Origin of the sequence: Pseudoalteromonas sp. PAB 2.2 (genome assembly GCF_001938575.1) — a bacterium.
Classification (GTDB): Bacteria; Pseudomonadota; Gammaproteobacteria; order Enterobacterales; family Alteromonadaceae; genus Pseudoalteromonas; species Pseudoalteromonas lipolytica.
Map to the genome: position 1 here is coordinate 24799 of NZ_LYPI01000013.1, position 23403 is coordinate 48201.

A 23403-nucleotide genomic window follows, 5' to 3' on the forward strand; every position below is an offset into this window, starting at 1 on the left:
AACATCTATTGAATGTCTATTTATTTAAAATCAGTTGGTTAACTGTGAAGGTGCTATTAACTAGTTCTTAACTTTAAAGCTGGTTAAAAGGGAGGATTTAAGATAACTTGAATAAGCTATATACTGCTGCATACCAACAATGAGGGTTATTTTGAGTTAATGGAAACAACTAATCGTGCTTATCAATTGGGTCGTTGTGTTATTAACCCGCTAGAAAACAAACTGATCCATGATAATAGCGAGCAAATCCTACAACCAAAGTTTATTGAATTACTCGCTTGTCTTGTTGCGCGTTATCCTGAAGCTATTACCCGAGAAGAGTTAATCAATATTGTATGGGAGGGGAATTTTTATGTTGGTGAAAAAGCATTAACCAATGCAATATGGCATTTACGTAAAGCATTTAAAGAGCTTGACCCTGAACAGACTTATATAGAAACGTTGCGTAAAACAGGATATCGACTGGTTCAACCTCCCTCTGAATGTGCGTTAAGTGGAAACGAAAAAAACAAAAGTAGGCGCTTATCATTGATTAGGCCGATTCTTGCGGGGGCTTTTGTAGCCATTTCTGTTATTAGTGTTGTTGCTTTGTATTGGCAGTTTTCTACCCAACCTGATAATCAAGATAATACTGCATTTTCACTCCCCCTTAACAGTATCGAAAGCGTAACAGCAAGTCCCGGGCGAGAAATATACCCTGCGATATCAAACGACCAGCATTATTTAGTGTATTTATGGCGACAGTTAGGCAAACCGACCAACTTATACTTACGTGATTTGCACTTTCCTGAGCACCCAGCAAAACAACTCACTGACTCACCTTACACTAAAGGCCACTCTGTATTCAGTCCTGATGCAAAGACTCTCTATTATTATCGGTATCAAACAAATAAGTTTTGTGAGATTGTTAAACTCTCTTTAGTGAACGCAACCAGTGTGGTACTGACTGAGTGTAGTCGTCAGTTTCGAACTGATTTAGACATTAGTGCTGATGGTCGTACATTAGTTTATATTGATGAACAAATTTCTGAATCTGGTAAGTCTGTTAGTCGCTTAAAACTACTTGATTTACATGCTAATCAATTAAGTGAAACATTTATACCCTGTACAGATCACTGTGACGTAATCGATGAATCAGTGTCATTTTCTCCGGATGCTCAGCAAGTAGTGGTGACTCGAAATGTTGAAAATGATCAAAAAGCATTGTTTTTAATCGATGTGTCTTCTGGGGAAAGCCGCCGCATTACCGATAATTTTGTTGATATTCATGGCGTTGATTGGCATCCACATAAAGATAAACTGGCTTTTACAGCTGTGGAAGCAGGAAAGCGTTATGGGTACTTTTACGACATAAGTGACAACTCTTTAATAAATACACAAATTGCAGGTATGAGTTCACCTAACTTTAGTAGTGATGGCAGTGTGTATTATCATCAGTGGGATCTCGATAGAGTGATCACGCGCTTGAAAATAGACGAGCAAGTTGCAAGTTCACCTTTTTCAATGCTTTCAACTAATTTTAGCTCTCGTTTTCCTGAATATAACGAGCAACAGAATAAACTTTTATATGTATCTGATGAATCTGGTAGTTCACAATTATGGATTGTGAACCCTGATAGTAGTTCTCGCAAACAGCTTACTGATTTTAGTCATGTTACAGGGCAAATACTCGATCCTACGTGGTCACCTGATGGCCGCTATATTTTGTTCTTTTTGGAAAACAAAGGACGCACGTCTTTATATTTTTATGATTTCAAAGTCGAGCAAAGCCAAGCGCTAACGCTGCCATTTAAGCCTGATATTAAGCCGAGATTTTCAGCAGACAGTCAATCGTTTTTGGTGTCGGATGGTGATTATTTATACCGTTATGATTTAAATGGGCAAATTAAAGGCAAGGCTGTAAATACTAAAGCTCGTTATGGTATTGAGACATCGCAAGGCGATATATTATTTAGTAACTCAAATGATGCTATTTGGGTTAAGCATCACGACACAGGTGTAGAAGAATTACTGGTACAGGATATTAATTTAGCGCATCACTATACATGGTTATATGTTGCTGAAAATGCTTTTCATGAAGGGCGTATTTATTACTATAAAGTGCGCTTAGGCGACTATCGTATTAGCTATTATGATTTAGAAACACAACGTCATTTTGATTTAATTGCGTTACCTGAACGAGCATACAGCCGCTCATCAGGTTTAACCTACATACCTAATGAGCGTTGGTTAGTCTATACCGCTTATTTATTGCCTGATATAGAGATCAAGCGTTTACCTGCCGAGTTTATACCCTAGTTTCTCTAACTCTAGTTTTGCTGCCACTGTTTTACAGCTTTGCCGGTAAGTATTAAAAGAAAAGGCATGTATATGTAATTACGGTGTCTTTATCTGATAGCCAAGGCAGCGAAATAGGGGACAAATTCTGTGTAAAACAAGAGGGCTTAAGGCTAAGCGCGTACAAGACTAAGTGGGTTTTAACACTGTGGGTTTAAAACTAAATGCCTTAAGTGCAAGTACGTCTTAATCTGTTCAGTTACCTGTTATTCATTACCCATTCTCATTAACGGTGTAGTTAACTGCAACATTAAGCACTCCTTTAAGCATTGGGTGGTTAATGTTGCAGCTTTAAATTGCATTTATTACAGTGGCTTTTTTTCACCGGTAAGCGTTGCTCTAAAAAACTGGTTGTTTTCCCATAGGAGCAATTCACCTTCTTTTCCTCGTTTGATTGAGCTGTCGATCGCGATAACCTTACCATCGAAACGCGTTTCGATTGATGGCATTGAAGTATGGCCTACGATTACTTTACTCGCTTGTAACTTTCTTAGCACGCCAGCAACCGCTTCATCTTTAAGTTGCTCATCTCTAAAGTAGCCTCGATACCAGATAGGGCCTGTTTTTCCATGTAAAGTAGCCCATAAAGGATTGGCTTTTAATTCCTTCTTACTTTTAGATATGCTGTCTCTAAACGCTTGGTTTGCACTTTCAAGTGTCATGTTTAGATTCAGAAAGTCCTCATGAATGCCCCCATGTAAAAAAATAAAGTCATTTAATTTTATAATGGTTGATTTACTTCTTAACCAGCGGCCTAACACACTTTGCACGCTGTATTGCTCTGTTAGATTATCGTTAAAAAACGAGACGGTATGTTTATATTTGGGGTGCAGGTAGCGTTGGTCATTTCGCAAAACTAGATATTCATGATTACCGAGAAGGTAATGAACGTGACCTCCGGCAATTGCTGCTTGTTGCTCAAGCTTGAATACTAGCCAAAGTGCTTCTGTAACAGTGTCGCCACGGTCAAAAATATCGCCAGTTATGATTAGGTGCCCAGTACCATACTGCCAATTTAATGCGTCGTTTATTACACCATTGTTGATGAGCAATTTTTTAAATATTGCAAATTGCCCATGGATATCACTGATTGCAGCAAACTTTTTTACATCACTATATTGATCCTTGTCTGTCGCTTTAAACTCCTCAGGAATAGCAAGTGGGCCAGCATAGTTTGTAATTTCTAGCTTGCTGTTAATCACATCAAATTGTTGGATGTGATTGTTATTATAAAATAAATAAGGGCCATCATCATACTTGGTGCTTTTTTCATCGTTATTGTGTGCCAATGCTGTGGTGATAAACAATGAGTTTGTAAGAAGTAATGTGTAAATTAAAAACTTAGAAAAGAGCATGTTAATACCTCGGGTTCTCTTTAATTGCGTATTACAAAGCTTTAAGTGATATAAAGCAAAGTGAGTAAATATATAAAGAGCAGATTAATGTAACGAAAATAATAAACGTAAAATCAAGCATTAAAGCCAGTACACCTTTTTGCTCTTCACGATACTTATGCTTTCGCTTTGCTATGGAGTGATTATTCATTTTTACCTCCTAATTTTCTATGTGCGTTACGTTATTTGTCTCTATCATCAGGTGCTAGGGATGTACTCGAAGGTGTTAATTCATTGCAACATCCATCACTAAGGTAAGGCGAAAAGAGCACCTGTAATGAGTTATCGCAATTACAGAATGAGGTAACAAATCATTTAAACTCTATTTTTGATGGCTTATATGTCTTTTTTACATCTATTTTTAAATATTGTTTAATAAAAACAATTTGTTATGTTTTTGATGATTTTAAAGAGAAGCGAATAAGATTGTAGCTATGTAACTCATTAGTCTAAAGTGAGTACGTTAAAGCCAGTACCTAAAAGCCAGTACCTAAAAGCTAGTAACTATGTAATATTCGCTCTCTTTTGATGGTTTATTAGCTTGTTTTATTACTGAGTCACACCTTGAAAAAGCGACTACTAAGATAAGAGCATTCGGCGCTGAAATAGTGTTAGAGGGAGAGTAAAGCATTGAGTGAGAACCACGACACTAATCTAAGTGTACTGAGGATGTTCGCTTAATGACTAAGCAAGCAAGTTATTATCATTTTTAAACAGCACATTCTTTTGATTTAAAGGGAGAGCTGAATATGCACAGAGTTGCTCATTGGGTTTTGTATTGTTGCCCAATGAGCGTGGTGAGTGCTTACTGCTTATTTGTTGCCTTAAATAGAAATGAAATGCTTATGAACAGAGTTTCTAACTCAGCAAATTGTTTAACACTTGCAGTAAATGTCTGGGTTCATGTCGGAAATGTTGACACTTAAGCTGTACGAACGACGACAGTATGTTCTTAAACAATTCAGCAATTGCTCACTCAAGAGTTGCTTTTGTTCAACGGTACGACCTTGCATTATCGATGCGCTAATGTGAATAAAACCGTCTTTTCCTTCACCTAGCTGGTAGTGTTGATAAGCGATGGCACGCGTTTTTATGGTTGATAGTTCGAATAAACCAGAATCAAAGACTGCCAAGTGTACTTTTTCAACCAGCACTTGCGGAAGAATTGGTAAGTCTTCAGAGTGTTCAATAACAATATGCGGCATGGGGTGTTCCTTAAAAGCGGTAGCTAAAACCGATGTTTGTCTGAAATTGGTTCAACACATCACCGTCGAAATGCCAAAGGCATTGTTCGTTTTCTGATGTGGGCAAGGTACATGACACATTACTTGCATTATTTACAATAGTCGCCAACCAGCGACTTTCAACATAAACACGTACATTGTCGGTAAATAAGTACTCAGCACCGGCATATAAGCCTGTGGTAAAAAAGGTATCAGACTCTGTAAAGTTGGTACTAACATGGTTTGCACCAATTTGTGCACCGACAAAGCCATTGATGTTTTTACCTAGAGGCACTTCAACAGCACTTTGAAATAGTAGGTATTGCATCTCGATTTTCTTATCACTCTGTGCTTCCATATTCAATGTTGTTGCTGAGTAAAATAGCCCATACCGTGCTGATTCAATAGTTCGGTCAATGCTGAATGTAAATTGACTATCATCGTCGAGATCAATTTTTAGGTTTTCTTCGGTTTCTAATGATTGACTGAAATTCTTGCCAAAACCTGCACTGACAGAATACCCAGCAGAGGCGGTGAAACTCGTTAGCATTAAGCACAATACAGTTAGCGACTTTTTCATTGTTTAGGTGCTCGTTGTTGAGGATGTTTTGAGATAGTATTGAAACATAGCAGGCAAATTGTTGTAAATGCATAACGCGCGTTTTTATAAGGATAACTAACATGAAGTTACTGAAATATGTAGCCTGTGCAGCGACTTTGGCGTTGCTCAACGGCTGTTCGGATGAGGCTGCGTCAGTCAGTTTAGGGCTATTTACGACTAAAGATATTAAAGTTGTATCACAACAAGACCCACTTATTAGCGGTGTAACCTGTCATATTAGTCATATTGAGGCTAACCTCGATTTTGCCGATCCATCGGATATGTCGATATCGTGTCGTCAAACGGGACCAATTACGGCTCAGCAGTTACAAAGTATCGATCGTAGTAAATCTGGTGACGTGGTGTTTAAGTCATCGAAAAGTATTTTATTTAAATCGTTAAAAGTCCGTCGCATTTATGATGCGCCAACGCGTACTTTATTGTATCTGTCTTATTCAACCAAAGAGTCAACAGGCAGCCATCATCACGCCTTATCTACGGTGCCTTTGTATAATACCGAAGCATGGCAGTGGGCACTTTCACAAGAGTAAATTATGTTAGCACTATTTAAATCAGCCCCATTAGTTGATGAACAAGAACAACAATGGTTAATAGACACGTTTATGTGGGCTGTTGAGCACTTTGACAGCGATTACTTTTTAAATCAGACACAAATAATTTTGCCGAATAGTCAGTTCTTTCCTGACAGTGTGTCTAGCATTGAAGACATGGCAAAAAAGGTATTTGCCCGCGTTGTTGATTATGCCGGCATGCAAGCGTGGCCAGTTAATTTGGTCTCGCCCTCGCAATTAACACCACAGGTATTTCCTCATTTTGCGTTTCAAGACTCATTAAGAGGGGAAAGTGCAACGCTTATGGTACCTGCCAATCATTTGATTAATGTGTCGTTTAACCAAAATCAAATTAACCAACCACAAGATTTAGTGGCGAGCTTTGCTGGTACGTTGGCAACCATATTGATTCATCATGTTGGCGTGTTACCGCCAGGTGGAAAAGAGTTTTTACCACAGGCCAGTGATGCACTTGCGTGTTATTTAGGGTTTGGGGTTATGATGAGTAACACGGTCTATCAGTTTAAAGGTGGATGTGGGTGTGGTTATAATCCGTATGCAAATCGTCAGGCTGCATTAACAGAGCCTCAAACGTTATTTATGCATGCACTGGTCACGCACTTTAAAACAGACAATCAAACTAAAAAATATTTGAAACCACATTTACGTAGCCAATATAAAAAAGCACAAAAGCAGATAAAAGCCTTTATTAATGATAGCGCTAATCCTTTGCTACTTGCTTTAGATGAACAAAAAGTAGGTTAGTTAGCACGTGCAATATGTTGATGAATTTTTATTAATTGCTGTGGCGCATTTTTTTGCTGTGGCAAGCCCCGGCCCTGATTTTGCTGTTGTGCTTAAACAAAGTATTCAACAAGGGCGTAAAAATGCGCTTTGGACTAGTGCGGGAGTGGGCGCGGCAATACTGCTGCATATTGGCTATTGTGTTTTAGGCGTGGCGCTTATTTTGTCACAATCACCCAGCTTATTTATGGTGCTTAAATACGTGGCAGGTGCATATTTAGCTTATTTAGGCGTACACGCAATTCGCAGTGCTAAGCCCGCTCACACTGATGAACAAACACTCACGGAAACTGCACCTGAATCCTACTTCAAAGCGTTTCGACGTGGCTTTTTTACTAATGCGCTTAATCCTAAAGCGACATTATTTTTTATGTCGTTATTCACACTTGTAATTAGCCCAGATACGCCAGTTGGAGTGCAAGCTAGCTATGGGGTGTATATGGCTGTGGCTACTTGGCTGTGGTTTTCATTTTTATCACTGGTGCTTTCTAAGGCATCGGTTCGCGCATTTTTTTTAAAGCGTGGTTATTGGTTTGATAGAGGCATTGGTGTGGTGCTAATTGCCTTAGCCATTCGTGTAGTCGTGTGAGGTGATTATGACAGTATATAACTTTTCATTTGGGTCAAACATGTCGTCAAGTCGTCTATTAGCTAGGCTGCCTGAAGCAAAGCGTGTCGGGACAGCGGTATTGAAAGGCTACGAACTGACGTTTGATATGGTGAGCACAGATGGCTCAGCTAAATGCAGTATTCGTCAAACCCACGAGCCTGAAGCGTTAGTTTATGGTGTGGTGTATCAGTTAAGTTTAGCTGAAAAAGCGATATTAGATGAAATTGAAGGTCCACGATACGATTGTGTTGATGTGTGTGTAGAATTAGTTGAAGGTGAGCAATTGACAGCGCATTGCTACATTGCAAATACATTAGACAGCGCGTTACTGCCATTCGACTGGTATCTTCAGCATGTTCATCGCGGCGCACTTGAAGCTGGCGTGCCAAATCATTACAGTGAAGCTATCCTATCGCGAGACAGTCGCGATGATCCAGATAAAACCCGAGCAGCGAAAGAGTTCGCTATTCATAACAATAAAAATCACCAAGGTACATTATGACATTCCGTAAATTAGCCGTAGCAGCTGCGCTGTTAACTAGCTGTGCATTTAACAGCTATGCCGATATCGACACGAAAAAAATAGAAAAAGTTATTGAAACCTCAATGGCACGTTTTGATGTACCGGGGATGGCTGTTGCGATTGTTGAAAATGACAAGGTAGTGCTAGCTAAAGGCTTTGGTATTGCGAACCTTGATACCGGTAAAAAAGTGAACAAAGACACGTTATTTGGTATCGCCTCTAATACAAAAGCGTTCACGGCAGCCGCGTTAGCAAAACTGATTGATGAAGGTAAGTTAAATTGGGATGACAAGGTGATTGATCACCTACCTGAGTTTCGTTTATACGATTCGTACGTGACCCGAGAAATGACCATACGCGATTTATTAAGCCATCGCAGTGGCCTTGGTTTAGGCCAAGGCGATTTAATGATCTGGCCTGACACGGATAAATCGATTGATGAGATTATCGCAGGTCTAAAATATTTAAAACCGGCAAGTAGTTTTCGCAGTAAGTATGCGTATAACAATTTAATGTTTGTTACGGCAGGCGAAGTCGTTGCACGCGTATCAGGCATGAGCTGGAATGATTATATCGAAAAAAACATACTACAACCCCTTGCGATGGAAAATTCACGAGCAGGTTTTTCACGTATTCCTAAAAGCAATAAAAACTGGGCAATAGGCCACATTCCGATGGATGGTCAGTTACACCCATTTTTCGTTAATTACTTAGAAGATTTTCGTGGTGCAGGTGCAATAGCATCCAGTGTAAACGATATGAGCCAGTGGCTACGTACACAACTTGCTCACGGAAAAATGCCTAACGGTGAGCAATTATTCACAGAAAAACAACAGCAGCAAATGTGGCATCCACACATTACCTCACTGGCATCAAAAAGTGCCTATGACATGTATCATCAGCAATTTAGAGGTTATGGCTTAGGGTGGAGTATTGAAGACTTTCATGGAATTAAAAAGCTAGGCCATGGTGGGGGGATTCTTGGCATGGTTTCGCAAGTAACGTTACTCCCAGAGAAAAACCTTGGGATTGTCATTTTAAGTAACCAGCAAGCATTCAGTGCATTATCAGCTGTGACTTACGAAGTATTGGAAGATGCCCTTGAACTTGACGATAAAGATTGGGTGGAAGAGTTAGCGAAAAAGCATTTTGAGAACAAAGAAAAGGCCTACGCGAACGCTACGCCAGAAACCCCCGCTGATTATCAACCTAAACTGCCTAATATTAATTACACAGGCACATTGCATGATAACTGGTATGGCGATGTAATAATTGAAGAATTAAATGGTCAACTACGTATTGATTTCACTCATACCAAACGTTTAAAAGGCCAGCTTGAGCATTACACCGGTAATACGTTTATTGTTAAATGGGATGAGAAGCTGCTTGAAGCAGATGCGTATATCGAGTTCCAAATGAACCCCGATAACCGTGTCAGTAGCGCGACAATGCGTGCCGTTTCGACCGAGGTCACTGACTTTAGCTTTGACTTTAGAAACCTCGATTTACAGGCTAAAAAGTAAACCAAAGTCGCAAAGCCGCCACATGGCGGCTTTGTTATAATCGGAGAAAATTGTTCAAGGAGCATGTTATGAGAACGGCTGTTATCTCACACCCAATGTGCCGTAAACACAAAATGATAGAAGATCATCCAGAGTGTCCAGCACGATTAGATATGATCACTGATCGCTTACTGGCAAGCGGTGTTGATATTGCGGTAACTCATTTACAAGCGCCTAAAGCCACCCGGAATGACTTCTTACGTGCTCACGATGAATCCCTTGTTCGGCATGTTGAGCAAACGATTCCAAGCTCAGGCCTTGCTGAACTAGATGGTGATACATGGTTATGTCCCGACTCGATGAAAGCCATTGAGCGAGCCGTAGGGGCGGGCATACTTGCGGTTGATGAAATTCTTGCTGATAACATTGATGCGGCATTTTGTTCTATAAGACCCCCTGGCCATCATGCTAACCGCACCACTTCTGCAGGGTTTTGTGTCTTTAATAATTTAGCAATTGCGGTTAAGTATGCCCAAAGTAAAGGGGTTCAGCGCATTGCAATTGTTGATTTTGATGTCCACCATGGTAATGGTACGCAAGACATCTTTTTAGACGATGAAAATGTATTATTTTGCTCTTTGTTCCAACATCCTTTTTATCCGAATACGGCTGTTGAAAATAATCAAACTCTGGTTAATTCCCCCTTGCCAATTGCCAGTGATGGTAATGATTTAAAAGCTGTTTATCTTGAGCAATGGCTTCCTAAACTGACTGAATTTCAGCCTGAGTTATTATTCATAAGTGCGGGATTTGATGCTCATTTAGAAGATGATATGGCAAGCTTAAAGTTTGTAGAAGATGACTATGCATGGCTAACATCTCAGCTCGCTGAGCTGTGTGAGCAACAACACTGCCGGGGTATTGTGTCTTTTTTAGAAGGGGGATACGCTCTTTCTGCATTAGGTCGCAGCGCCGTTGCTCATGTAAAAGCGCTGGTGGATGCGCCCTAAGACTCCAGCAGTGAAAATGCTTGTTGCGTAGTCAGTCTCGTTACCTTACTGAGACAACAAATACCTTCTTGAGTTAAATGTTGCGTTACGCGCTTTGCCAGATCTGTATCACTCAATGGGGCGAGTTGGTTATTATTTAAGTCAAAGTGCTGGCCGTTTTTGGCTATTAAAATGACCTGATTTTTTTGATTTTCATCTAAATTAAATAAGAAACTCTCCAGATCACTCTCATCTTTTAAGTAATCCAACTCCTGCTGTGCGCAGATGATCAAGGGAAATGATTGGTGCATTTATTGTCCTGCATCAAAGCTACATAGGTTGAAATGATTATAATTGCTAACTCCTTTCAAAACTAGGTAAGTTTGCTTATGAATCAACCAAGACGCCATCAAAAGGTCGGTGATGTTTTCTCGCAAAAGCTGGTATCGTGCCCTGCGCATACTCCGCTGGTTGATGCTGTGCGGTTGATGCATGTTCATAATGTAACGGCTATTTTTGTTAAACACGAACAATCAATTGTCGGTATTTGGACCGAAGCTGACTGCTTACAGGTAGACATTACCAGCCCTGTTTTTAAAAATGTGGCGATTCACGAGGTGATGTCGGCGCCAGTTGTTTCTGTGCCAAGTCAGTGCTTGCTGAGTGATGCGACATTACGTTTTCAGCAGCATGGGATTCGTCACTTGTTGGTATTGGATAACGATAAGCAGCCTGCGGGAATGCTCAGCCTTTCTGATATAGTTCATAATCAAGGACTTGATCATTATTTACAGTTTAGACCCATTCATGAGCAATACCGCACCGATTTAGAAATTGTGGACTCAGCGATGTCTATCGAAGGCGTAGTTGAGATTATGCGCGCGAAGCGCCTTGAAAGCGTTCTTGTTTATAATCAAGCGTTAGATATTCATGGCATTATTACGCAGCGTGATATTGTTGGGTTGATCATTCAAACTGAATGGCTCAATCCTTGTTGGCAGTATGCAAGTTATCCATTGATTGAAATTGATAGTGAAAGCAGCCTATTTGATGCGTACCGATTGATGTCTGATCGAAATGTACGTCATCTTGTTGTGAGAGATACCGATATTTGTGGCGTTATTTCATTTGCCGATTTGATTACTGAAATTGAATCGGCTTATTGCTGTGAATTAGAGCGTGCAATTGAACAACGCGACATTGCACTACAAAAGTCTCAGCGTAACTTATTCCTTGCTAATAAGATTATTGATGCTTCACTCGATGGCATTATGCTGACTCAAAGAGACGGCACGATTATTCAAGTAAACCCCGCGTTCACAAAGCTAACAGGTTTTGCTGAGCATGAAGTCATCGGCAAACGGCCGAGTATTTTAAGTTCTACAAAACACAGTCGTTCTTTTTATCAGAAAATGTGGCATGCCATTGAGTACGACGGAGTTTGGCAGGGAGAAATTTGTAACTGCAAAAAAGGGGGGGAAGAGTTTGTTGAGTGGTTGACCATCATTAAAATTAAAGACCCTAATGTTGATGAAATTCTTTACGCTGCTATTTTCAGTGATATCACGGAGCGTAAGCGCGCAGAAGAAAAGATTTCACAGCTTGCCTATTACGATGAATTGACCGGTCTGCCTAATCGACGCTTATTTAATGACCGGCTTTCAATCGCATTAAGTGCGGCTAAGCGAAACGATGATCTACTCGCTGTGATGTTTATTGATTTAGACCGCTTTAAAGAAGTCAATGACAGCTTAGGGCATGATGCTGGCGATAACTTATTAGCGCAAGTTGCAGATCGTATTTTATCTATTCTCCCCCAAGGAGACACTCTAGCGCGTTTAGGTGGCGATGAGTTTGTATTGCTGTGCGAAGTGAGCCGTGTTGAAACTTTATTGGGCTTCGCAGAGCAAGTATTACAACAAGTCAGTATGCCACTATTAATTAATGAACATGAGGTTGCGATTACTGCTTCAATCGGCGCGGCTGTTTACCCCGATGATGGCATTGATAGTGCAACGTTGCTTAAACATGCCGACATAGCGATGTACCGTGCTAAAGAAGTCGGACGAAACTCATTTCAGCTCTTTAAGCCCGCGATGAATGCACGTTCTTTAGAGCGTTTAGCGATGATGAGTCGTTTACAAAATGCTATCGAAAGCGATGAATTCGAATTGTACTTTCAGCCTAAGCAGCATTTAAATAGCGGTAAAATATTAGGCGTTGAGGCATTATTACGCTGGCAAGAGCCGAGTTTAGGTGTGATATCGCCTGCCAAATTTATCCCCCTTGCAGAAGAGCTTGGTTTAATTGTTAAGCTTGATTTATGGGTGATCGAGCAAGCCTGTAAGGAATTAACCAAATGGCGGCAATATGATATTGAGGCAGGCCGTTTAGCGATTAATATTTCGGCCAATCATTTACGTCAGGGGTTGCTGGCATCTAATGTTGCGCGTTTACTTGAACAATATGATGTAGACCCCCGCAAGTTAGAAATTGAGCTAACAGAAAGCTGCTTTATTAGTCATTTTAGTGAAGCGAAGCAAGAGTTACTTGCACTAAAAAAACTCGGTGTGCATATTACGCTTGATGATTTTGGCACGGGGTATTCTGCGCTAAGTTATTTAACCAAGTTACCCATTGATACATTGAAAATTGATGCCAGTTTTATCGCCAAAGTGCCGGATGAATATGGCAATAGTGAGATTGTAACTGCAATAATTACGCTTGCAAAAAGTCTAAGTATTCATGTGGTTGCTGAAGGCGTGGAGAAAATAGAGCAGCTAAACTATTTGCAAATGCTTAACTGCGATACCATCCAAGGGTATTACTTTTGCCGCCCCATAGCGAAGCAGCAATGGTATGACTTTTATCTTGCTAAAGCCCAGAGTGCTTAACCCAGAGTGACTTCATAAGACGTAAATTTACGAATATTAATGACGCCAGTATCAAAAATGAGGTACTGACCTTTAATACCTTGAAGTACGCCAGATACCTCAGGGTTTTTATCAAAGTTAAAAGAGCTAACCTTTGTCGGATACTCGCTAACAGGGTAGTCTAGTTCAACAACGTCTTCGTTAAGTTTTTCAATGGCTGTTGCACCAAAAAGCGCTGCAAGTTCAGAGAGCTTAGGCTCTATTTGCGGAATAAGTTCTGCAGCAGCAGCTTTTAAATCGATGACTTCTGATTGGCCTTTTAACATGTTTCGCCAGTTCGTTTTATCGGCGATAAACTGTGCTAAAGCAACTTCAACAAGACCCGATTGAAGTCGAGTTTGCACTTTAAAGATAGGAAGTGCTTGGGTCGCGCCTTGGTCAATCCAACGAGTGGGGATTTGCGTGTGACGGGTAATACCGACTTTTAATCCAGAAGTGTTTGCTAAATAGACATAATGAGGGATCATGCAGTTTTCTTCCCCCCATTGTGGCTCGCGGCAAGTCCCTTTATCAAAGTGGCATGTTTCTGGTTTCATAATACACATATCACAGCTAGCGAGCTTACGCATGCATACAAAGCAGTGACCTTGCGAGTAACTTTTTTTGGTTTTCTTGCCGCAGTTGCTACAAAAAATATTGCCTGTAAAAGTCAGTGTCAGTGTTTTGCCAATGTAATCATTTAAAGAAACGAGTTCATCACCAATTGGCAGGTGGTATTGAACGGGTGCAGCGTGCGACGATTTTAATTTGCGAAGTGTGCCTTGCATCTTTACATAGCCCCTAAAGATGTAAAAAAGGCTAGTGTAACATGCTCTATTTAGAATGTGTGGCAATTAACGACAGGTACTCATCGAATGGAATCGCTTTGCTGTAATAAAAACCTTGTCCTTGGTCGGCGCCCATTTTAATTAATAACTGTTCTGTCGTTTGATCCTCAATGCCTTCAACGGTGATATTCATATCCAGGTTATGAGCCATATCAATGGCTGTTTTAACGATAACTTGGTGTGTCTCGTTGTTGGTAAGGTCGAGAATAAATGACTTATCAACTTTAATGGTACTAAATGAATAATTAACTAAATAATTCAATGAAGAGTAGCCTGTACCAAAGTCATCAAGAATCACTTGGCTTCCTAATTTATTTAATTCATTTACGAAACGCACCATATCAGTGTGATTTTTTATCAGTGCAAATTCAGTTAACTCAAATTTTAACTGCGCAGCAGAAACCCCGTGCTTTAAGATACTGTTTTCGATTTTTTCGATTAATTTAGGAATGGCTAAATTTTTAGCACTTAAATTCACACTAATCGTGTGATCGTAATAGCCTTGTTGATTCAGTTTTGCCACTGTCTGACATGCTTTTTCGATAACCCATAAGCTTAGCTCGTTGATAAGGCCTGTGCGTTCAGCAAGTAAAATTAGTTGCTCAATATCAAGGTGCTTATCGGCTGATGGCCAGCGCAATAGCGCCTCAGCACCCACGATAGTTCCGGTGCGTAAATTGACAATGGGTTGCAAGTAAATGGCGAGAGAGTTGCTGCGAATCGCGTGTTGTAATGACACCGCTAAACTTAAATCCATGTCGATATGTGGGGCGGTTGTATCTGTATTTTGGTGCTTTTGTGACAGCCCTAAATAGCCGCGTTGTAACCAAGAGTCAAAACCATCATTTTCCACAGGTTCTGTAATACTGAAGCGGTAATAAAGCTGTAAATCTAGCCCTGATATTTGATACTGCTTTGGCAGTTGTTTGCAAAGCGTATTGAGTTCTTCGTTGAGCTCGTCTTGCGGTTGAATTTTGGTTGAAACAAAAGCCAGTATGCCGTTGCCTAAATCGGCTACCTTTGGGGCGGTATCCAGTGAGGATTCTAAGCTTATAAACTGTCTTTGTTTGCTAAGTTGGTGCTCTAAAGATTTAGCAACTGTGGTAATGATATGACTGCTTTGGGTCGGATTTAAAATGCTCATTAAGGCATTAAACTGCTCGATTTTTAACAAGCATAAGTTGGCGTTTCTATGCTCATTTATCATTCTCATGTAGGCTTGCTTTAACATGGCCTGATTAAGTAATTTTGTTTGCTGCGAATGAGTCGCATGATACAGCGCTTTCTCTCGTTGGTACCGTACACGGTCGGCCAAAGCCATTGCCATTAATACGATCTCGCATAAAATCGCAATTAAAAATAGGTGGCGAGTTGCAAAACTGTAAGGGATAAAACCCGTTAATTCGAGTGGTTGCACAGCAGCACCTATTATTAACGGGACCCATGACATCACATAAAACTTTGCCCAACGAAAGCCACTCACAAGCTTTTTGTAAATCATGCAAATACATAAAATATACAGCGGCACCATTAAGGCAAAGAAAATCTTTGACGAATGGTACTCCAACATAAAGAAGCTAATTAAGCTAAAACTGAACAGTAAGGCTAAAAAGCTAATGCTGAGTTTGTAGAGAAGACAGTTGTCTTTGTGGTAACGCAAAAACATGGTGCAAAATGCGACCGTGAAAAAGGCAATGGCATAGTTACTAAAAACGACGTGTTCATTAAAAAATAGTTGCCATGAAAGAGGCCATAAATAAAAACCAAAACCCAGTACTGAGCCCATAAGTAATAAGGCTGAAATGATATAACCAATGTAAATTAGGTAAACACGGTCACGAATACCAAAAAATAACACTAAGTTATAAAGGGCCGCCATGATAAGCACGCCAATAAATATCCCCCAAATCCCCACTTGTGAGCGAATAAGGTGTTGAAATTCGTTTTTACCATAAATTTTGATGGGGGTTTTGCTGATACCAACCGTATCAATTTTTACAACCAGAGTTGTTTGTTCGTTAGCCTGTAATGTGAGTAACGCATGAGGCGTACTGTACTGAAATAAGTTAAGCCCAGTAACTTTATCGCCTAATCTCGTTTTTTTGATCAGCTTTTGATCAGCATCCAATTCAAACAGGGTTAAATAGTCAACCATGGGATTGTCGAAGTGGATAAATAAATCAATTGCTTTCGATTGTCTATTTTCCAGGTCTAGCTTGAGCCAGTAATCTTTTGCCGCTAAATCCCATTCTATGTACTCGAAGGGTTGCTCAATTAATTTCTTTGGCTCAGAAAGGAGCTCTTTAAGGGTTAATGATTCAGTGTCGTCAATACGGTAAGCTGTGTGGGTGTATACAGGCGCTGTTTTATCAATAGTATAACGAGTAGGGCTTGCAAGATGAGTCGACAAAGTCGTGATGATAAAAAACAAAGTTGCAAGAATAAAAAATGAAACAAAATGATATTTCAGCGTTTTATTATTCAAAATGGGTTCTTTAACAAATTAATACTTTACTACAGTGTAGCATTAAAAAAGCGCAGTTAAACTGCGCTTTTTTCACAAGGGTACAGGTTCGACCTTAATGCTGTTCACGTGCAATAGCACGGTAAGCGATGTCGGTGCGATACTCCATACCATCCCAGCTGATTTGCTCAACTAGCTTATACGCGCGTTGCTGTGCTTCGGTTACCGTATTACCTAGTGCGGTTGCACATAATACGCGACCACCCGCGGTTACAACCGCATCAGCATCTTGCTTAGTGCCAGCATGGAATACCTTTTCGCCTTCAGGGTAATTAACAAGTAAACCGTTAATTGCATCACCTTTCGGGTAATCACCAGGATAACCTTTCGCTGCAAGAACAACACCCACTGCTGCACGCGGATCAAATTCAATGCTTGTTTTATCTAATTCTTCACGGTTAGCCGCTTCAATTAATTCAACAAGATCTGATTTCAAACGCAGCATCATTGGTTGTGTTTCAGGATCACCAAAACGACAGTTATACTCGATCACTTTTGGTGTACCGTCTGCAGTGATCATTAAACCTGCGTACAAGAAACCAGTGTAAGGGTGGCCTTCTTGCGCCATACCTTCAACCGTAGGGTTGATCACTTCATTCATAACACGTTGGTGAATTTCATCTGTAACAACGGGGGCAGGTGAGTATGCACCCATACCGCCAGTGTTTGGACCTTTATCGCCATTGTAAGCACGTTTGTGGTCTTGGCTTGTCGCGAATGGCAATACGTTTTTACCATCAACCATGACGATGAAAGACGCTTCTTCACCTTCTAAGAACTCTTCGATAACCACACGGCTACCCGCTTCACCAAAGCTATTACCTGCAAGCATGTCGCGGATAGCTTCTTCAGCTTCGCTCTCAGTCATTGCAACAATAACACCTTTACCTGCCGCTAAGCCGTCTGCTTTAACAACAATTGGAGCGCCTTTTTCTTTTAAATAAGCAAGAGCAGGGTCGATTTGTTCAAATGTTTGATAATCAGCTGTTGGAATATTGTGTCGTGCTAAAAAGTCTTTCGTGAATGACTTTGAGCCTTCCAGTTGTGCCGCACCAGCTGTAGGGCCGAAGATAGCAAGACCGTGTTCACGGAATGTATCAACAACACCCAGTACCAATGGCACTTCAGGACCTACAATGGTGAGCTCTACAGCGTTTTCTTTTGCAAACGTAACAAGACCTTCAAGGTCTTCAACATTGATTGCAACGTTTTCAAGTTTTGGCTCTAGTGCCGTACCAGCATTACCTGGCGCAACGAATACCGTGTTTACTTTACTATTTTGGGCAGCCTTAAACGCAAGTGCGTGTTCGCGGCCGCCACTGCCGATGACAAGTACATTCATGGCGAAATAATCCTATTTAAAGCGGTTTTTTAAACTTCAGCGTCATGCGGTCACTTTCACCAATCGCTTTATATTTTGCAGCGTCTTGTTCGTCAAGCGCTAAGCGTGGTGGCAATGTCCATACCCCTTTAGGGTGATCTGCTGTGTCGAGTGGGTTTGCATTAATGTCACTAGTTGCTACCAGTTCAAAGCCTGCTTGTTTTGCAATATCAATCACATAGCTTTGTTTCATATAACCTGAAGATTTCTGATCGTCATCACTACGAGATTCAGGAAGGCGATGTTCAACAACGCCTAGTGTGCCACCAGGTTTAAGTGCTTTATAAAATGCTTTAAATGCACTTAAGGTGCCTTCTTTCTCTTTACCCATGTACCAGTTGTGTACATTTCTAAATGTGAGTACTAAGTCAGCACTGCCGGCTGGGGCAATATCAAGGTGAGTAATGGGAGCAAATTCAGTGAGTTTCACTTCACTAAAACGTGCATCATCGCTCATCTTTTTCTTAAAACCCGCTAATGAACGTTGATAATAACCGACTTCTGAATCAGCTGGGAAATGTGCCGCGTAATAGACGCCATGACCTTTTACAGCCGGCGCTAAGATTTCGCTGTACCAACCACCACCAGGGGCAATTTCTACCACTGTCATTGTCGGTTTGAAACCAAAGAATTCAAGGGTTTCAATAGGGTGGCGATATGTATCGCGCGCGCTGTTTTTAGCGTCACGTTCACTTGATTGTACAGCACTTGTAAGCGCTGATTCATGGTTGTGACTGAGTGCGTGTGCAGATGCAAGTGCTAGGCTTGCAACAAGTAGCGATTTTACGGCAAATTTCATCATCTATTCCTTCATTTTTAGGGTTATTAATAATCAGAATACGTGAATTAGTAGCAAACAAAAAGGGTTAAACAATTTGCTTAACCCTTTATGTGATTAGTGGCGGAAATGGCGCATACCAGTAAATACCATTGCCATACCCGCTTCATCAGCTGCCGCGATAACTTCTTCATCGCGCATTGAACCACCAGGTTGAATAACCGCTGTGATACCAGCGTCGCGAGCTGCATCAATACCGTCACGGAACGGGAAGAATGCATCAGATGCCATTACAGAGCCTTTTACTTCAAGGTTTTCATCAGCTGCTTTAATTCCTGCAATTTTCGCTGAGTAAACACGGCTCATTTGGCCGGCGCCTACACCAATAGTCATACCGTCACGAGCGTAAACAATTGCGTTTGACTTAACGAATTTTGCAACCTTCCAGCAGAATAATAAGTCTTTTAATTCTTGCTCAGTAGGCTGACGCTTAGTAACAACTTTAAGGTCACCTTGGGTTACCATACCTAAATCACGGTCTTGAACTAAGATACCACCATTAACACGTTTGATATCGTGACCAGTTGTCTTGGCAGACCATTCACCGCATTCTAATAAACGTACGTTTTGTTTAGCTGAAACGATCTGTGCTGCGGCTTCTGATACTTTAGGAGCAATGATAACTTCTACGAATTGACGAGAAACAATCGCTTCGGCTGTGTCTGCATCTAGCTCTTTATTAAAAGCAATGATGCCACCAAATGCTGATGTAGGGTCAGTTTTGAATGCACGGTCGTAAGCTTCAAGAATATTTTCACCGATAGACACACCACATGGGTTCGCATGTTTTACGATAACACAGGCGGGTACGTCGAATTCTTTAACACACTCTAATGCAGCATCCGTATCTGCGATGTTATTGAATGATAATGCTTTGCCTTGAAGTTGTACTGCAGTTGCAACAGATGCCTCTGCAACGTCATTTTCAACATAGAAAGCAGCATCTTGGTGTGAATTTTCACCGTAGCGCATGTCTTGCTTTTTAGTGAATTGCATGTTGATTGTACGAGGGAATTTAGTTTCTTCAGCAGCTTCCTCTGTATAATCAGGAACCATTTTGCCGAAGTAGTTTGCAATCATACCATCGTATTGTGCTGTGTGCTCATACGCAGCAATCGCTAGGTCAAAACGTGTTTTATACGTTGTTGAGCCATTGTTGCTTTGCATTTCGCTGATTACACGGTCATAGTCTTTCGCATTAACAACGATAGTCACGTCTTTGTGGTTTTTCGCTGCAGCACGCACCATTGTTGGACCGCCGATATCAATGTTTTCAATTGCATCTTCAAGGCTGCAGTCTTCTTTCGCAACTGTATTTGCGAAGGGGTATAAGTTAACTACAACGATATCGATAGCAGAGATATTGTTCTCGCTCATTACATCTTCATCTTGGCCGCGACGCGCAAGAATGCCGCCATGAATTTTTGGATGAAGTGTTTTTACGCGACCATCCATGATCTCAGGGTGACCAGTATGGTCAGATACTTCAGTGACTTTAATGCCATTATCAGCAAGTAATTTGCAAGTACCGCCTGTTGATAAAATATCTACGCCTTGAGCTTCAAGAGCGCGAGCAAATTCAACGATACCGGTTTTATCTGACACACTTAATAGTGCGCGACGAATTGGACGATGTGTATCCATTGTAGTTTTGATTACCTCAATGTTTGAGCTAGCTTAGAAAGGCGGTATTTTAACTGAATATTGCTGAGAAAACGATGTTTTAAGCGTGAGGAATTTGCATAGTTTTTAACGGTTATAAAAAAAGCACCCTAAGGTGCTTTTTTGTCGAGTATGCAGTGACCCACATACTCGCGTTGTATTGGATTGGTAACCTATTAAAACGACAGCGCGTTAGAATGATTACGATTTCAATATAACGGTATTAGTTCATGCCATATTTTTTAAGCTTCTTACGTAAAGTACCACGGTTGATACCTAGTAAGATTGCTGCACGAGTTTGGTTACCACGCGTGTACGTCATTACTTCTTCAAGTAATGGTGCTTCTAGCTCAGAAAGAACAAGGTCGTATACGTCTTGTACGTCTTGACCATTAAGTTGCTTCAAGTAGTGATGAACCGCTTTTTTCACTGCATCACGCAACGGCTGTGGTTTCTCGTGTGACTGTACATGAGGGTTTGTGATAAATGGAGAAGTCACGTTTTGTTCGAACATCGTTATATGTCTCTTTCTTTCTTAGTTAGCTGCTAGTGTTTTAAAGTATTGCTCTAATGCGTCGACTTGTGCCTGTGGGTTATCTAACGCATTAAATACTCGCCTAAACTGACCGTCACTGTCATGGGTTTGCAAATACCAAGATACATGCTTACGAGCGATACGCGCTCCCATTGGCTCACCGTAAAACTGATGAAGGTTTGCTAAGTGCTCCATCAAAATGCTACGCACCTCTGCAATTTCAGGTGCTGGCAAATGTTCTCCAGTTCGCAAATAGTGGTCTATCTCCCTAAATATCCAAGGGCGACCTTGGGCGGCTCGACCAATCATAATGGCATCTGCACCCGTATAATCCAAAACCTGTTTTGCTTTTTCTGGTGATGTAATATCACCATTGGCAACGACAGGGATCGACACTGAACGTTTAATATCCCTAATCGTGGCGTACTCTGCTTCACCTTTGTACATACATGCGCGCGTACGCCCATGTACAGCCAAAGAAGCAATGCCATAACGTTCAGCTATTTTCGCAATCTCGACACCATTACGGTTATCCTGATCCCATCCAGTACGGATTTTTAAGGTGACAGGGACATCGACAGCATTAACAACTGCATCGAGTATCTCTTCCACTAATTCAGGAAACTGTAATAAGGCTGAGCCTGCGAGTTTCTTATTCACTTTTTTAGCTGGGCACCCCATATTAATATCTATGATCTGTGCACCGTTGCTAACATTGAATTGTGCTGCCTGTGCCATAAGCTCAGGATCGGCTCCGGCAATCTGCACCGAGCGAATACCCGATTCACCGCTGTGATCCATACGGTTCATCGACTTTTCGGTTTTCCACACTTTTGGGTTTGACGAGAGCATTTCAGATACCGCAAGCCCCGCACCTAAGCGACGGCAAAGTTGTCTAAATGGTCTGTCTGTAATGCCTGCCATTGGCGCGACAATTACGTTGTTCTCAAGTTGGTATGAACCGATACGCACTGTTATTCAATAGGCCTCTTTTCAAGGGGCGCTAAGTTTACGGCTTTTTTTGCAAAAATCAAAGGCTATAAATTGAACAAAAGTGACTTTTTTTTGCCTATTTTGTATTGACTTTTGATAACAGTTTGACGAGCGGGTTGATTTGTTTGTTATTTAACCAGAAAAAAATTCGCGTGAAAATAGATAACAAATTGAAGAGTGTAAAAATAAGGTAAAGCCTGTTAAATACTGGCTTTACCTATTAAATGTTCAGATGTGTATTATGACTTTTTGGTACCACTAACACGTGTCCATTCACCTTCAACAGCAATCTCGTCAAGTGCTAAAAACGGTGCGTAAACATCGGCAACAGATTGTGCTTGTTCCTCTAAAATACCCGACATAGCAATTTTACCGTTGGGCTTTAATAGTCCCAAAATGACTTCATGAAGCTCTTTGAGAGGTTGTGCTAAGATATTCGCAACAACCACATCAGCACTAAAATCAGGTTGATCTTCAGGTAAATACACTTCGAGCTTGTCTGCAACACCATTGCGCTCAGCATTATCGCGACTGGCCTCAATTGCTTGAGGATCAATATCGATGCCGATCATACGTTCAGCACCTAATTTGATCGCTGCAATTCCTAAAATACCTGAGCCACACCCGAAGTCGACGACCGTTTTTCCGGTTAAATCTTGGCTTTCTAGCCACTTTAAGCATAGCGCTGTCGTTGCATGTGTGCCCGTGCCAAAAGCAAGACCAGGATCAAGCAATACATTGACTGCATCCGGTTCTGGAATATCACGCCAGCTTGGACAAATCCATAAGCGCTCACCGAACTTAATCGGGTGGAAGTTATCCATCCACTCACGTTCCCAGTCTTTGTCTTCAAGTTGCTCAATTTTGTATACGAGTTTGTCAGCGAGCGTCGGTTCAGCCTTAAGTACGGCTACGACGCTGTCCATATCATGATTAGCATCGTATAAACCAATCACCGTGGTATCAGCCCACAGTTGTACTGTACCAAGTTTTGGTTCATAAATAGGGGTGTCTTTCGCATCAACATAAGTAACCGATGCGCTGCCAGTGTCCATAAGTAAGTCGCTGATCATCTCGGCATTATCAGCGTTTGCATTTATGCGAATTTGGATCCAAGCCATGGTCGTCTCTCAAATAGAAAAAAGGCCGCAACAG

20 protein-coding genes are annotated in these 23403 nt (G+C 41.1%); 8 read left to right on the plus strand and 12 right to left on the minus strand.

The window, feature by feature from the left end; translation table 11 throughout:
• Positions 1–159: 159 nt before the first annotated feature.
• Positions 160–2298, plus strand: a complete 2139-nt coding sequence (locus BWD47_RS12415) for a winged helix-turn-helix domain-containing protein (RefSeq protein ID WP_075594072.1) — start codon at positions 160–162, stop codon at positions 2296–2298.
• Positions 2299–2642: 344 nt separating this feature from the next.
• Here BWD47_RS12415 and BWD47_RS12420 read toward each other — a convergent pair whose 3' ends face one another.
• The 3 genes from BWD47_RS12420 to BWD47_RS12430 form a co-directional block, all read right to left on the minus strand.
• Positions 2643–3692: a metallophosphoesterase gene (locus tag BWD47_RS12420; protein ID WP_036971067.1), complete on the minus strand. Its 1050-nt coding sequence runs from the start codon at positions 3690–3692 to the stop codon at positions 2643–2645.
• 914 nt (positions 3693–4606) lie between these two features.
• On the minus strand, positions 4607–4936 hold the full coding sequence (locus BWD47_RS12425; RefSeq protein ID WP_065978132.1) for a 5-carboxymethyl-2-hydroxymuconate Delta-isomerase: 330 nt from the start codon (positions 4934–4936) through the stop codon (positions 4607–4609).
• A 10-nt stretch (positions 4937–4946) separates the two neighbouring features.
• Positions 4947–5534: an outer membrane beta-barrel protein gene (locus BWD47_RS12430; RefSeq protein ID WP_075594073.1), complete on the minus strand. Its 588-nt coding sequence runs from the start codon at positions 5532–5534 to the stop codon at positions 4947–4949.
• A gap of 101 nt (positions 5535–5635) precedes the next feature.
• On the opposite strand from BWD47_RS12430, the gene BWD47_RS12435 reads away from it, so the two are divergent.
• The 6 genes from BWD47_RS12435 (at position 5636) to BWD47_RS12460 (ending at position 10576) form a co-directional block, all read left to right on the plus strand.
• Positions 5636–6106 carry a CreA family protein gene (locus BWD47_RS12435; protein ID WP_075594074.1) on the plus strand — a complete coding sequence of 157 codons (471 nt, stop codon included), beginning with the start codon at positions 5636–5638 and terminating at the stop codon, positions 6104–6106.
• Positions 6107–6109: 3 nt separating this feature from the next.
• Positions 6110–6892, plus strand: a complete 783-nt coding sequence (locus BWD47_RS12440; protein WP_036971055.1) for a hypothetical protein — start codon at positions 6110–6112, stop codon at positions 6890–6892.
• 7 nt (positions 6893–6899) lie between these two features.
• Entirely contained in the window at positions 6900–7520 is a 621-nt protein-coding gene (locus BWD47_RS12445; protein ID WP_036971052.1) for a LysE family translocator, read from the plus strand.
• Positions 7521–7527: 7 nt separating this feature from the next.
• Positions 7528–8043: a gamma-glutamylcyclotransferase family protein gene (locus BWD47_RS12450; protein WP_036971050.1), complete on the plus strand. Its 516-nt coding sequence runs from the start codon at positions 7528–7530 to the stop codon at positions 8041–8043.
• Positions 8040–9587 (plus strand): serine hydrolase, encoded by a 1548-nt coding sequence (locus BWD47_RS12455; RefSeq protein WP_065978128.1) that lies wholly within the window; start codon positions 8040–8042, stop codon positions 9585–9587. The genes BWD47_RS12450 and BWD47_RS12455 overlap by 4 nt, the downstream gene beginning before the upstream one ends.
• A gap of 68 nt (positions 9588–9655) precedes the next feature.
• Positions 9656–10576 (plus strand): histone deacetylase family protein, encoded by a 921-nt coding sequence (locus BWD47_RS12460; RefSeq protein ID WP_036971046.1) that lies wholly within the window; start codon positions 9656–9658, stop codon positions 10574–10576.
• Here the strand turns inward: BWD47_RS12460 and BWD47_RS12465 are convergent.
• Positions 10573–10866: a DUF4144 family protein gene (locus BWD47_RS12465; protein ID WP_036971045.1), complete on the minus strand. Its 294-nt coding sequence runs from the start codon at positions 10864–10866 to the stop codon at positions 10573–10575. The genes BWD47_RS12460 and BWD47_RS12465 overlap by 4 nt on opposite strands.
• Positions 10867–10944: 78 nt before the next feature.
• Here BWD47_RS12465 and BWD47_RS12470 point away from each other — a divergent pair, with 78 nt between their 5' ends.
• A complete protein-coding gene (locus BWD47_RS12470; protein ID WP_075594075.1) occupies positions 10945–13449 on the plus strand; it encodes an EAL domain-containing protein in 2505 nt (834 codons plus the stop codon).
• On the opposite strand, the gene BWD47_RS12475 is transcribed toward BWD47_RS12470, so the two are convergent.
• From BWD47_RS12475 to prmA, 8 genes are all read right to left on the minus strand, one after another.
• Complete coding sequence (locus BWD47_RS12475; protein ID WP_036971040.1) at positions 13446–14255, minus strand: DUF2797 domain-containing protein; 810 nt, start codon at positions 14253–14255, stop codon at positions 13446–13448. The two genes, BWD47_RS12470 and BWD47_RS12475, sit on opposite strands and share 4 nt — an antisense overlap.
• 46 nt (positions 14256–14301) lie before the next feature.
• Positions 14302–16800 (minus strand): EAL domain-containing protein, encoded by a 2499-nt coding sequence (locus tag BWD47_RS12480; RefSeq protein ID WP_036971037.1) that lies wholly within the window; start codon positions 16798–16800, stop codon positions 14302–14304.
• A gap of 94 nt (positions 16801–16894) precedes the next feature.
• Positions 16895–18181, minus strand: coding sequence for a phosphoribosylamine--glycine ligase (purD, locus tag BWD47_RS12485; RefSeq protein ID WP_075594076.1), 1287 nt, complete (start codon positions 18179–18181; stop codon positions 16895–16897).
• A 16-nt stretch (positions 18182–18197) separates the two neighbouring features.
• On the minus strand, positions 18198–19019 hold the full coding sequence (locus BWD47_RS12490; protein ID WP_065978125.1) for a class I SAM-dependent methyltransferase: 822 nt from the start codon (positions 19017–19019) through the stop codon (positions 18198–18200).
• A gap of 96 nt (positions 19020–19115) precedes the next feature.
• Positions 19116–20702: a bifunctional phosphoribosylaminoimidazolecarboxamide formyltransferase/IMP cyclohydrolase gene (gene purH / locus BWD47_RS12495; protein ID WP_065978124.1), complete on the minus strand. Its 1587-nt coding sequence runs from the start codon at positions 20700–20702 to the stop codon at positions 19116–19118.
• 241 nt (positions 20703–20943) lie between these two features.
• On the minus strand, positions 20944–21234 hold the full coding sequence (gene fis, locus BWD47_RS12500; RefSeq protein WP_002957804.1) for a DNA-binding transcriptional regulator Fis: 291 nt from the start codon (positions 21232–21234) through the stop codon (positions 20944–20946).
• 21 nt (positions 21235–21255) lie between these two features.
• The gene (gene dusB / locus BWD47_RS12505) at positions 21256–22227 is read right to left on the minus strand and encodes a tRNA dihydrouridine synthase DusB (protein WP_036971025.1); all 972 of its coding nucleotides are present in this window, start codon (positions 22225–22227) and stop codon (positions 21256–21258) included.
• 260 nt (positions 22228–22487) lie between these two features.
• Positions 22488–23369, minus strand: a complete 882-nt coding sequence (gene prmA / locus BWD47_RS12510) for a 50S ribosomal protein L11 methyltransferase (protein ID WP_036971022.1) — start codon at positions 23367–23369, stop codon at positions 22488–22490.
• Positions 23370–23403: the final 34 nt, after the last annotated feature.